Here is an 11,548-nt window from a genome sequence, read left to right on the forward strand (position 1 = left end):
TGTCCGGAATATCTACACTTGGTGTACACGCACGAAAGGACCCCGATGGCCGACTCCCACGACACCCTGCCAGGGCGCAGCGTCTCCCGCCGAGCTCTCGCACGCGGGGTCGCATGGAGTGCACCGGCGCTGCTGGTGTCCACGGCCGCACCGGCCTTCGCCGTGTCCCAGGAATGCACCCCGCAGTCGGCGTCGCAGGCGACGACCGCTCTCGCCTTCACCGGGAACACCCTGGGTCAATGGACGCAGAAGTCGACCACCGACCCCACCGGGAGGACGGCGCCGCGAGTGCTGCCGGGCAGCGCCAACCTGGGCACCGCTCCCTACTGGCAGTTCTGGAACCAGGCCAACACGGCCGCAGTCGTGGACGACCCGCCGACGAACGTGGGCGCCACCATCGTGCTCACCAGCCCGGCGGTGTGCCTGAACCGCGGCACGTACACCTTCTCCTTCACCGCCAAGGTGTATTCGATCAACAGCCGGGAGCTCGTGCTGAAGGCGCGGGTCCTCGATTCGCAGACCGGCTCCACCCTCGCCTCCGCGTCCGACATGAAGTCGAAGGACGGCACCGGCGATTCGCGGTCCCGGACGATCACCCTGACGCTGACCCAGCGCACACAGGTGCGGATGGAGTACACGTGGGCGTTCGCCAAGACGTCGGGCACGACGGGCGACGACATCGGCGTCACCGGGCCCACGGTCCAGAAGACGGCGTGACCCCGCCGCCGATCGCGGCCGCGTCGTCACCTCGACCGGCGTGATCGGCCGGTCCCCGATCAGGACCCGCTCACCCGCTCATCCCTCGATGAGCGTCCCGAGCTGCACGAGCCGCGCGAACTCCGGGACCTCATCGCGCAGCTGCGCCATGGTGCCGCGGGCGCGGAGGGTGCCGTCGGCGAAGAAGAGTATTTCGTCGGCGTTCTTCACGGTGGAGAGCCGATGGGCGATGACGATCACCGTGATCTCGCCGTGCAGGTCCTCGATGGTCGCGGTGATGCGGTGCTCGGTCTCGTTGTCCAGGGCGCTCGTCGCCTCGTCCAGGATGAGCACCTGCGGGCTGGCGTAGAGCGCCCGGGCGATGCCCACGCGCTGGGCCTGACCGCCGGAGAGCCGCGCTCCGCTCTCCCCGATCCGGGTGTCGAGTCCCTCGGGCAGGGCGTCGACGAACTCCTGGAGGTGCGCGCGGCGGACCACGTCGTCCAGGAGCTCGGCATCGACCTCCTCGGGCGCCTCGCCGAAGGTGATGAGGCTCCGCAAGGTGTCATCCCACAGGTAGATCTTCTGGGAGACCATGGCGACCTGGGCGAGCCAGGCCCGCGCATGGCGGGAGATGTCCACGCCCTCGACGGTCACCGATCCCCGCGTGGGCGGCAGCAGCCCGGCGAGGATGTCCGCGAAGGTCGTCTTGCCCGCACCTGATCCGCCGACCAGGGCGATGGTGCGCCCGGCGGGGATCCGCACGCTGACGTCCCGCAGGACGTCCTCGTCGCCGTCGGGATACCGGAATCCGAGGCCGTCGACCACGATGTCCGCGAGACCGTTCCACGCGCCGTCGGGCACGTCGAGCCCGTCGTCCTCGTCCGACGGGGCCTGCTCGCGGCGCCTGTCGTCCTCGAGCTCGTCCATCTCCTCGGTGACCATCGCCAGCGACGGCCGGTTGCTGACGATGCCGTTGTAGGTCGCGACCACGAGGTTCAGGGAGGGGATCATGCGCACGCTCGCCGCGGCGAACATGGCGAGCAGCCCGAACGCGGTGGCGTCGTCGTTGGTGGCGAAGAGGATCACCGCGACGCAGAAGATGCCCAGGACCATGACGATCTCGAGCAGGTACTTGGGCAGTTCGGAATACAGCGCCCGCCATCGGCTGAGCCCGGCGACGCCGTGCCTGTTGGTCTCGTAGCGGTCGGTGAAGTGGGCTTCGCGCAGGAACAGCCGCGCGTCGCGGAAGCCGTCGATCGCCGGGTTGAGGATGCGCCAGGACTCCGTCTCCAGGCCCAGGATGCCCTGGCCGTTGCGCAGGGACCGCGGACGCAGGACCTGCGAGAGGAGCAGCGAGGCGCCGCCGAAGATGATGATCGCGGCCAGGGAGGCCAGAGGCGCTGCGACGAGCAGGGTCACGGCGAGCAGGATCACCGTGAATCCGTAGACGACGACGGTGATGTAGCCCAGCAGCACGCCGTTGAAGGCGGCGGGGACGGCACCGGAGAGCACCTGCATGATCCGGCCGCGGGAGCGACGGCGGTGGGCCGCGTAGGGGGCGGCCATGTACCAGCGCAGCATCTCCGACTGGGCCGCGCTGGAGGCGGCGTTGGTGATACCGAGGCTCCACCAGCGGATCGCGATCACGGTGAGGTTCTTGACCACGAAAGCGGTGACCACCAGCAGCGCGAGCACCAGCAGCACGGTGCGGCGATCGTCGGTGCCGATCAGCGGCACGAGGTAGGTGGAGACCACCCCGGGGAGCGCATCCGGCGCCGCGAGAAGCTGGGTGAGCGGGAGCATCGAGGCGACCGCGAGGATATCCAGCAACGCGGAGACCGCCGCCGCGACGAGGAGCCCGATCGTCCTCCAGCGCATGCGCCAGGGCACCAGCATGAACACTCGGCGCAGCTGCGCGGCGTCGCCGCCGAGCGCGCTCCAGGGACGCCGAGTCGACATGCAGGGCTCCTCTCCTCGGGTCGCGGGACGAGCGAAACGCTACCCGGAGCGAGGAGGGCCCGGCGGATCAGGCGCAGAAACCGGACCTGGCGCGTGCGCGCGCGTCACCCGTCCTCCGCGGACCCGGGGCGGCTCAGTAGAAGATCGTGATCGATCCGGGGTTGCGCACGGTGCTGCTCGTGGAGCCGTTCGAGGCCAGCCCGACCACGCCGTCGCCGATGTTCGAGGCCAGATAGTTCCCTCCGCCACCGCCCCCCGCGCCTTGCGAGGCTGAGGTGAATGCAGTCGAACCCGTTTGGAGGACATGGAGCGAGGAGGAGCCTCCACCACCTCCACCTCCGTACCCGCCGCCGCCCGCGGCGGAGACATGTGCGGTCTGAGCCGTCGACGACACGACTCCATTGCCACCGGCCGCGTTGAACCCCGACCCTCCCGCCGTGCCTGCGGTGTGCTGCTGCGTCACGAGGGTGAATCCGGAACCGACCACGGATGACCCTGCTGCGACGGCGGCGCCACCGGTTCCGCTGACGCCCGCGCCGCCGCCGTTGGCCGTGGTGCGCGTCGTGTTGCCCGTCATCGTTGCAGTGGCCGACGCGCCGACGGCGGAGGAGTTTCCTCCGAGGGCTGCGACGGGCGCCAAGGCGGGAGTGGACGAGCTGTTGCCCTGGGCCCCCGCGCCACCGCCCCCTCCTCCAGCGACCACCACGGGCGTGGTGCCGGCCAGGACGGCGGAAGCACCACCGCCCGAACCACTCCGATTGCGATTTGTGGCAGTGACCGACCCGGGGAACACGACGCTGTCCCCGCCCTTGCCATATCCACCACCACCGGGCACGGCAGCGGTGGCGCTCGCGTCACGCAGTCCCCCCGCGCCGACGATAAGACGCAATGTCTGGCCGGGTGTCACACCGAGATAACCCGTGACGCGCGCCCCGGACCCGCCTGCGGATCCCGCGCTCGATCCCCCACCGCCCGCACCCTGCACCTGGAGACAGATCCGGCGGACGCCCGCGGGGACGGTCCAGTTCGTATCAGTCGCAGTCGCGCTCGAGGTGCTCGGCGCGGTCGCGGTGAAGCTCCGAGAAGGGCACTCGAAGGACGCGGCGACGGCCGGTGCCGCCACAGCGGCCGCGAGCGTGGGCGTCGCCCACGCCGCACCGCGAAGGAGTGATCGTCGTCGCGGCTGTGGGCTCGGCTCGGTCATACGGAAACTCCGTCACGGTCGGGGATGCCGGTGCTGCCTCGCTCCGCGTCGTTTCCCTCGTCCGTCGAAGCGAGCACAGCCACCTGTGTGCGTCGCACGTGCAAGCTATCACGCTCTGGATCTCCCGCCCCTCACCACGGGGATGTGTAGGTTCTGCTGTTGGAGCGAGAACAGAGGAGGTCGCCGATGTCCCTGCTGCGCGCGGCGCGAGTGCGGGCCCTCGACATGGTCCGACGCGGCCGGGAGGTCGCCTGGTGCCCGGAGTGGATGAACCTCGGCAACCTCCTGTACATCGGCGTCTGGGCGCTCGAGGGCGAGAGCCGCGGGTCCCCTCGGCGGATCCTCCTGCAGCCGTCGAAGGCCGCCTCGCTCGCCGTCTTCCCCGAGCTGCGCCGCCGCTTCTTCGTGGAGCGCTCCGAGGTGCGGTTCACGGACCGCCGGGTGATGCCGTGGAGCGGACGGGAGGAGCACGAGCCGGACCGCTACGACGACCCCCTCCTCGTCCCGTACATCGAGCAGGTCCTGCTGCCCGGATCGCCGCTGAACAGCGCTCCGGAGGACCTCGATGACGACGCCATGGTGGTCAACGTGCGCCGCGGCGATTATTTCTCGGTCCCCGAGCATCGGGCCGCCTTCGGCATCGACACCGTCGCGTACACCCTCGAGGCGGTGCGCGCGTCCGTGGACGCGCACGGCGCGCCGTCGAGCATCGTCGTCGTCTCCGACGACACCGCCTGGTGCCGGGAGTACCTGCGGGCCCTCGACGATGTCGCTCCCGTCCGGGTGCGCGAAGGCTCGGCGACCGACGATCTCGCGGCCCTCGTCCACGCCCCGCGGCTGATCCTCCCCAACTCGACGTTCTCGTATTGGGGCGGGTACATCGGGGACGTGATCCACCCGGAGCGCGAGGTCGTGGCGCCGTGGTTCTTCGACCGGACCGCGCGCGGCGGGAAGGCGGGGCAGCTGCGACCGTCCTGGCATCGGATCGACGAGATCCCCGGCGGCTGGGGCGAGCCGGCCGCCTGAGAGCTGCCCGTGGCCGGGGCGCGCGCCGATTCCTCGGGCGCGCCCGGTGAGACCCCGACGCTCGAGATCCGCACGGCGTCGGCTCAGAGCGTCTGCCGGATCACGGTTCCGACGCTCCCCCACATCCGTTCGAAGGTGAAGTGCTCTTCGACGGCCTCCCGGGCGCCGCGGCCGATCCGCTCGCGCAGGGCGTCGTCGGCGAGCGCCGCGCTGATCGTCTCGGCGAGCGCCGTGGGGTCGCGGGGCGGGACGGAGAGGTTCCATCGGCCGTCGTCGATGTACTCGTCCATGGCGTCGGTGCCGGTGACGACGACGCAGCGTCCGCTCGCCATCGCCTCGAGCAGCACGCTCTGCCCGGTGGGGTAGGCCAGATCGAAGGTGGGCACCACGACCAGGCGCGCCGCGCGGAGAAGATCGCGGTAGGTCGCGAAGTCCGTGGGCGGGTGCACGGTGACGTTGCCGGGCAGGTCGCGCTCAGGGATCCGGCCGGGGCCGGTGACGATGTCGAAGCGGTGCTGAGACAGCAGGCGTGCGGCCGCCACCAGGGTGTCCCAGTCCCGGCCGCGGTCGACGCCGACCGCGAGGACGTCGAAGCGCGGCTCGACCCGCGCGGGGGCGAAGTACGTGTGGTCGGCGCCGAAGAGCACCGGCGCGATGCGCTCGGGGTCCACCCCCGCCGCGGCGAAGATCTCCCTCTGGTTCGCGCTGAACACGATGAGCTGGTCGATCCCCTCCATGACCCTCGCGACCTCCGCGGCCGGGCGCGTCCCGGAGGCGAGCTCCTGCGCCCACCAGCAGGAGATGCCGACGGCGGGACGCGACGCGTACGGCGGGAGGCCGCGCCGACGGACCCAGGACAGTCCCGTGAGCTGCGGTTCGAGGAACGCCAGGACGGCATCGGCATGCAGCGCTCGAGGCGCGCCGCGCACCATGAGGTCCATCCGCACCCCGGAGCGGTGCTCGACCACGTCGCGCAGTTTGCGGTGGGCGTGGCCCGTGGCCGGGGGCACCAGGCGAAGGGAGAGCTGAGCGCTGCGCGGCAGCAGGTCCGCCCGGTAGGGCAGCGGGAATCCGGGATCGCGCAGCGAAGGGGCCGTGTGCGGCCGGCCCGCCGAGGGGCCGCTCTCGGCATCGTCGGCCTCCGGGGCGCTCCAGTCGAAGAGCCCGAGCACCGTGGGCCGCTCGTCGTGATCGGACACCATCGACCGCACCTCTCCGGCCCCAGGCCACCTCAACAGCGCTCATGTTCCCGATCGGCCCGCAGGGCCTCGTAGCTTCGCAGGGACGATACTGTCATCCTCGACACCCTGCCGGTCCTCCCGTCCGATACCGGCGGCTCCGATGATGACGCCTCGCGACGAACAGGAAGATCCGTATGCCCTCAGAGGAGTCCGCGCGCGTCACCCTCGTCATCCCCTCGTACGACCGACCCGAGTACCTCGAGCAGGCGGTCGCGAGCGCGCAGGCCCAGACCTGGCCCGCTCTGGACATCGTGGTGTGTGACGACGGCTCGACAGACCCGGAGCAGCTTCGCCTCCTCGAGCGTCTCGAGCGCGATGGGATCGCTGTTCGCCGCTTCCCGCACCGCGGCGTGAGCGCCACGCTCAACGGAGGCATCGGCTCCTCCGACGCCCGGTACTTCCTGTGCCTCGGGGATGACGATCTCATCGAGCCCCCGTACGTCGAGGAAGCAGTCAAGGTCGCAGAAGCGGACCCGCGGATCGGCGTCGTCTACTGCCGAGCGGACGTCTTCGGGGCGATGACTGGACCGTGGGAGCTGCCCGACTTCGACATCGGCTCCATCCTCATCGACAACCAGATCTTCGCAACGGCCCTGTTCCGCCGCGAGGACTGGCTCGCTGTCGGAGGCTACGACGAGACGATGACCGAGGGCCGCGAGGACCACGACTTCCTTCTGCGGATTCTGGGGCTGGGGCGAGATGTGCACCGGCTGGAGGGCACGTACTTCCACTACCGCCAGCACGACCGCCCCTCGCTGAACGCCGTAACCGGTCGCTCCACTGAGACGAAGGCCCGCGTCTACGCGACCATGCTCCGCAACAACCAGAGTCTGTATCTCGAGCATGCCGAAGAGTTCTGGCTCCACTTCTTCCGCCGGCTCGAGGAGGCGAGGGACCTCCGATTGCGCTACCGACACCTCGAAGCGCTGCGAGCGCGTTTTCCTCGTTCCTACGGTGTCCTTCGAACGGTGCGCAGGAGCGCCGAGGCCCTGACCGCGCGTCGTCACCAGGGTCGGCGGTGACATCGTCGGCGCCGGAGCTGGCGATCCACAGCGGATGGCAGCTCGACGACCCCGGTGCGTGGTCCGGCGTCGTGGCTCCGATGGTCACGGCGATCGAAGAACGCTGGAACACACGCCGTCTTCCGGCGATCACAGCCCGCGATGCGGCGATCGACCGTCTCCGTGCACGCCTTTCCCGGCATCCGGTGCTGCCCCGGCACTCAACCGTGACCGCCGCACACCGCTCACGCGCACTACGCGCGCAGCTCGCGACGTCGGACGTCGACCTTCTCGTTGCGGTCGCGGCTTCGACCGACCTTGTCGCTTCTCCCGGAACGCCGGTCCTACAGATCACCGACGCGACCTTCGATGCCGTGGCCGGCTTCTACCCCCAGTTCAGCGGGCTCTCTCAGGAATCACACCGCCAAGGGGCCCGTGTGGAGCGACTCGCCGCACGGAACACCGCGCATTACCTGGTCGCGAGTGACTGGGCGCGTGGATCCCTCGTGGATGAGATTGGCGTGATGCCCCAGCGGATCACGGTTGCTCCCTTCGGACCTGCCATCACCGCGCCAGACCCGATGCCTCCGCGGGAAGCGTCCGGCGGGCCGCTCGAGCTGCTGTTCGTGGCGAGCGACTGGGAGCGGAAGAATGGCAACACCGCGCTTCGGATCCACCATGCCCTGCACGAGAGGACCGGGGCCCGGCTCACGATCGTCGGTGAGACCCCAGCGCTCAGCCCGATGTCCGGGGTGCGCACGGTCGGACGGGTTTCCCCACGAGCCCTCTCTCGCCTGTACACATGCGCCGACGTCCTCCTCGAACCCTCCCGCGCGAACGCCTCCGGCGTCGTCATCACTGACGCCCTCGCCCACGGTCTTCCCGTCCTCGCGACCGATGTCGGTGGGGTAGCGACGCTGCTCCGGCCAGGTGTCGGAGGGTGGCTGCTCCCACCGGACAGAATCGTGGAGGACGCCATCAGTATTCTCGGATCTCTGGACCGGGCAGACCTCGCTGCGCTCTCGCGCTCGGCATCGGAGGACGCGCGAGAACGCCTTTCCTGGAGTGCGTGGGCCGACGCGTTCGACCGCGCTGTCCAGGCGTCCCTGCGCGACGACCAGTACTGAACGTCTACGACTCACAAGCGGTAAATGCGCGCCACAGACGAGTCGAATCGCTCGAAGCCATGCGCTGCACGGAGTCGTGCGGCGGCGTCACGCGCCCGTACGAGCTCCCGGTCATCGTCGAGGGCGCGGATGATGCCCTCTGCGAGGGTCTGCGCCTCGTCGGCCACGATGACGAAATCCTCCTCCTCGCCGACCCCTTCGGCTCCGATGGTGGTCGCGACCGTGGGCAGCCCCGCGAGCAGTGACTCGATGGTCTTGAATTTCACGCCGGCACCGTCGCGCAAAGGCACCACGGAGCAGTCGGCCGCGTCGTACTGAGCCCAGAGATCGTCGACGAATCCGGTGAGTTCGACGTCCTTCCCCTGCCGGGCGACCTCGTCGCGAAGCTCTGGTTTCGCGCCGCCCCCCACGATGCGCAGTCGGGCCTCTGGCACGGAGGCGTGCACATAGGGCCAGATCTCGCGGATCAGCCACATTGCCGCCTCATGGTTCTCGAGTCGCAGCAGGTACCCGACGAAGATCACGGTGGGATGTGCTCGGCGAGGGCGCCTCCCACAGCGCGACCCCGGCGCCTCGAGGTGAGGCGCGAGCACGGTCACGCGCTCCTGCGGAGCTCCGGACGCCGTCAAGAGCCCGCGGTCCTTCTCCGACAGCACGACTGACTCGTGGAGGGTCCTGCCCAGTCTTCTTTCCAGGCGCCGCGCTCTCCTTCCGGCCCTGTTGAGTCGTGCCTGCTGCCGCGGATCCGGCTCCACCTGTGCCGAGCGCTCGAGGCGCTGGGAGACCACGTCATGGAAGGTGCCGATGATGACCGGCCGATGACCGGCGAGCAAGCGGATGAGCGGGCGCAGGCGAATCGACGGGAACCACTGCAGATCGATGACATCGGCCGAACGCAGCGCTCGCCACACCCGTGGCTGCATGAGCAGTGCTACAAGGAAGGGCACGTGGGCGGGCTGCAGAGGCGACCGCGCGACCAGGCCATTCACGCGATGGGAAAGCCGCACCAGAACGCCTCGCGCGCTGCTTCTGGAGGGGATCAGCTCGGGCATGACCACGGTGCATCCGGGGTCGACATCGTCGAGCACCTCCAGCGATGACCGGAAGGCGGGCGCGAGTACGAGAACCTGAGCGCCCTGTGCAGCGAGAGAGCGTGTGACGTCCCGTTGGAGCATCCCGCCAGCGTGGAGCGGCGTCGAGACCGGCAGGGAGGGCGTCACGAAAACGATCCGCGGGGGGTGCGCCATCATCGCGGCCCCCAGACGCGGTGGCGCAGGTTCCCCTGCCAGCGGCCGACGATCCAGCCGAGGCCGCGGGCGATCTCCGGTCGGTCCTCGGGTCGGCGCAGCAGCCGCACGAGCGCCCGCGCCACGCGCGGCACGTCGTGGCGCTCGGCGCCGAGGGAGGACCCGCGGAGGCCCTGCGCGCGATGCTTCACGAACAGCTGGATGTAGGTCGCGCCGTAGCGGCGGTACTGGCGGAAGGCGGACCGGGCGTCGGGCCGGGGCTCGTAGGTGAAGCGCGCCCCGCGCACGACGCCGAGGCGGAAGCCCTGCATCTGCGCCCTCCAGCAGAAGTCGACCTCCTCCTGGCCGCCGACGAAGTCCTCGTCGAAGCCGCCCACGGCGTCGAAGACCTCGCGGCGCAGCGCCAGGAACGCGGAGATGCCGTAGGGCAGGAAGTCCATGGAGACGGGCAGTTCGAAGCTCACGGGGTCGAGCCCGGTGGGCACGCCCGTGGCGAGGTCCGGGGCCGACGGGGCGGAGAACGCATCGGCGACGGCCCGCAGCGCCCCGGGTGCGATCTCGTCGTCGGCATCGACGCACAGCAGCAGCTCGGCTCGCGCGGCGCGGATGCCCTCGTTGCGGGCGCAGTTCGCGCCCTGTGCGCGCAGGGCCGGGACGACGCGCAGGTCCAGGTCCGGCTCGGCGCTGAGCGCGACTCCGCGAGTCGCGTCGCGCGAGCGGTTGTCCGCCACGACGACCTCGAAGGGCGGCGCGTCGACCTGCGCGGCGAGCGCGGCGAGCTGGCGGCCCAGGGTCACGGCCGCGTCGAAGGCGGGGATGACGACGCTGATCTGCGGTGCCGCCTGTTCCTGCTCCGCCCGTTCCTGCGCCGCCGCGTCCTCGCGCCGCCCGCTGCCGCTCATGCGTCCTCCGTCCCGGCCGCGGCGAGCTGTTCGCGCACGGCCTCGCGGATGCGCCGGGCGAAGCGGTGCTCGGCGAAGGTCTCCGCCCGCTCGCGGATCCGCTCGGGGTCCCACGGTGCCGCCTCGGCGCGCTCGACGGCCGCGATGATCTGCTGTGGATCGGGCGCCTCGAAGAACGTCCCGTTCAGCCCCTCCTCGACGGTGTCGAGGTAGCCGCCCGCGCGCAGGGCGAGCGTGGGCACGCCGTGGGCTCCCGCCTCGAGCGGCGTGAGCCCGAAGTCCTCGTGGCTCGCGGCGATCAGCGCGCTCGCGTGGCCGTACGCCCAGCGCATCTGCGCATCGGAGAGGCCCTCGACCAGGCGCACGTTCGCGGGAGCGAGGGCGCGCAGCCGGTCCCGTTCGGGGCCCCGGCCGATCACCAGCAGGCGGCGCTGCGGCATCGCCCGGAACGCCTCGATCACCCGGTCCACGTGCTTGTAGGGCTTGAGGCGCGAGACCACGAGGTGGTGGCGGCCGGCCGCCGCATCGGCGGGTGCGCCCCCGTCGCCCGGCCCGGGGATCTCCTCCTGCGGCCCGTCGGCGACGGCGGCGCTGAACGGCGGGAACAGCGTGGGCGCGTCGATGCCGTAGACCCGGCGGATCCGCTCGCGCACCACGCTCGAGTTCGCGAGGTACCCGTCGGCGCGCAGGGCGGCGCGCCTGTCCCAGCGGCGCAGACCAGGGGCGAGGGCGGTGAGGGCGAGGCGCTTGGGGTCCAGGCGGCCGGCGTCCCCGAGGTAGTCCTCGGGCAGGTACAGCCAGCGGGCGGGCGAGTGGCAGTAGACGATCCTGCGGCCGCTCGTGGGGAAGGCGTGGGCCCACCCGGAGGAGCTCGCGATGACGACGTCCGCGTCGATGCGCATGGTCGCGGAGGCGGCGGCGAGCAGCGGCAGCGCGAGGCGCGGGTCGCGGCGCAGCGGCGCGATCGCGTTCAGCGCGCTCACGTGGATGCGGCGGTCGCCGAGCTCGGGGTAGGTCTGGTCCGGTGCGAAGAAGAGCGTGTGGATCGGGGCGTCGGGGAAGGCGCGGGCGAGGGCGAGCACCACGCGCTCGGCGCCGCCGCGCTGGGTGAGGTAGTCGTGGGCGATCGCGATGCGCACCAT

General features: G+C 70.9%; 10 protein-coding genes and 1 pseudogene. 4 read left to right on the forward strand and 7 right to left on the reverse strand.

Features of this window, described 5'->3' with window-relative positions; all coding sequences use genetic code 11:
- Positions 1 to 45 precede the first annotated feature (45 nt).
- A complete protein-coding gene (locus tag Bra3105_RS09590; protein ID WP_228356493.1) occupies positions 46 to 717 on the forward strand; it encodes a hypothetical protein in 672 nt (223 codons plus the stop codon).
- Between the two features lie 78 nt (positions 718 to 795).
- Here the strand turns inward: Bra3105_RS09590 and Bra3105_RS09595 are convergent, their stop codons facing one another.
- The 3 genes and pseudogenes from Bra3105_RS09595 to Bra3105_RS18660 all read right to left on the reverse strand — a co-directional run.
- Positions 796 to 2,658, reverse strand: coding sequence for an ABC transporter ATP-binding protein (locus Bra3105_RS09595; protein WP_228356494.1), 1,863 nt, complete (start codon positions 2,656 to 2,658; stop codon positions 796 to 798).
- Positions 2,659 to 2,791: 133 nt separating this feature from the next.
- Positions 2,792 to 3,235, reverse strand: a complete 444-nt coding sequence (locus tag Bra3105_RS09600) for a hypothetical protein (protein WP_228359693.1) — start codon at positions 3,233 to 3,235, stop codon at positions 2,792 to 2,794.
- 78 nt (positions 3,236 to 3,313) lie between these two features.
- Positions 3,314 to 3,862, reverse strand: a pseudogene (locus tag Bra3105_RS18660) (transcriptional initiation protein Tat); the annotation flags it as partial.
- A gap of 186 nt (positions 3,863 to 4,048) precedes the next feature.
- On the opposite strand from Bra3105_RS18660, the gene Bra3105_RS09610 reads away from it, so the two are divergent.
- Complete coding sequence (locus Bra3105_RS09610; RefSeq protein ID WP_228356495.1) at positions 4,049 to 4,888, forward strand: alpha-1,2-fucosyltransferase; 840 nt, start codon at positions 4,049 to 4,051, stop codon at positions 4,886 to 4,888.
- Between the two features lie 83 nt (positions 4,889 to 4,971).
- Here the strand turns inward: Bra3105_RS09610 and Bra3105_RS09615 are convergent, their stop codons facing one another.
- Positions 4,972 to 6,090, reverse strand: coding sequence for a glycosyltransferase family 4 protein (locus Bra3105_RS09615; protein ID WP_228356496.1), 1,119 nt, complete (start codon positions 6,088 to 6,090; stop codon positions 4,972 to 4,974).
- Positions 6,091 to 6,263: 173 nt separating this feature from the next.
- Here Bra3105_RS09615 and Bra3105_RS09620 point away from each other — a divergent pair, with 173 nt between their 5' ends.
- Together Bra3105_RS09620 and Bra3105_RS09625 are read left to right on the forward strand one after the other, a co-directional pair.
- On the forward strand, positions 6,264 to 7,151 hold the full coding sequence (locus Bra3105_RS09620) for a glycosyltransferase family A protein (protein ID WP_228356497.1): 888 nt from the start codon (positions 6,264 to 6,266) through the stop codon (positions 7,149 to 7,151).
- Complete coding sequence (locus Bra3105_RS09625; RefSeq protein ID WP_228356498.1) at positions 7,148 to 8,257, forward strand: glycosyltransferase family 4 protein; 1,110 nt, start codon at positions 7,148 to 7,150, stop codon at positions 8,255 to 8,257. The genes Bra3105_RS09620 and Bra3105_RS09625 overlap by 4 nt, the downstream gene beginning before the upstream one ends.
- Positions 8,258 to 8,268: 11 nt before the next feature.
- On the opposite strand, the gene Bra3105_RS09630 is transcribed toward Bra3105_RS09625, so the two are convergent.
- The 3 genes from Bra3105_RS09630 to Bra3105_RS09640 are packed head-to-tail and all read right to left on the reverse strand — an operon-like array spanning position 8,269 to position 11,548.
- On the reverse strand, positions 8,269 to 9,477 hold the full coding sequence (locus Bra3105_RS09630) for a glycosyltransferase (protein WP_228356499.1): 1,209 nt from the start codon (positions 9,475 to 9,477) through the stop codon (positions 8,269 to 8,271).
- A gap of 26 nt (positions 9,478 to 9,503) precedes the next feature.
- Positions 9,504 to 10,406: a glycosyltransferase family 2 protein gene (locus Bra3105_RS09635; RefSeq protein ID WP_228356500.1), complete on the reverse strand. Its 903-nt coding sequence runs from the start codon at positions 10,404 to 10,406 to the stop codon at positions 9,504 to 9,506.
- Entirely contained in the window at positions 10,403 to 11,548 is a 1,146-nt protein-coding gene (locus Bra3105_RS09640; protein WP_228356501.1) for a glycosyltransferase, read from the reverse strand. The genes Bra3105_RS09635 and Bra3105_RS09640 overlap by 4 nt, the downstream gene beginning before the upstream one ends.

The organism is Brachybacterium halotolerans subsp. kimchii, from assembly GCF_020792675.1.
GTDB lineage: Bacteria > Actinomycetota > Actinomycetes > Actinomycetales > Dermabacteraceae > Brachybacterium > Brachybacterium halotolerans.

Excerpts from the sequence above, each read along its gene's own strand:
- Bra3105_RS09590 (WP_228356493.1), top strand. The coding sequence starts at position 46 with ATGGCCGACTCCCACGACACCCTGCCAGGGCGCAGCGTCTCCCGCCGA.
- Bra3105_RS09595 (WP_228356494.1), bottom strand. The coding sequence starts at position 2,658 with ATGTCGACTCGGCGTCCCTGGAGCGCGCTCGGCGGCGACGCCGCGCAG.
- Bra3105_RS09600 (WP_228359693.1), bottom strand. The coding sequence starts at position 3,235 with ATGACGGGCAACACGACGCGCACCACGGCCAACGGCGGCGGCGCGGGC.
- Bra3105_RS09610 (WP_228356495.1), top strand. The coding sequence starts at position 4,049 with ATGTCCCTGCTGCGCGCGGCGCGAGTGCGGGCCCTCGACATGGTCCGA.
- Bra3105_RS09615 (WP_228356496.1), bottom strand. The coding sequence starts at position 6,090 with ATGGTGTCCGATCACGACGAGCGGCCCACGGTGCTCGGGCTCTTCGAC.
- Bra3105_RS09620 (WP_228356497.1), top strand. The coding sequence starts at position 6,264 with ATGCCCTCAGAGGAGTCCGCGCGCGTCACCCTCGTCATCCCCTCGTAC.
- Bra3105_RS09635 (WP_228356500.1), bottom strand. The coding sequence starts at position 10,406 with ATGAGCGGCAGCGGGCGGCGCGAGGACGCGGCGGCGCAGGAACGGGCG.
- Bra3105_RS09640 (WP_228356501.1), bottom strand. The coding sequence starts at position 11,548 with ATGGTGCGCATCGCGATCGCCCACGACTACCTCACCCAGCGCGGCGGC.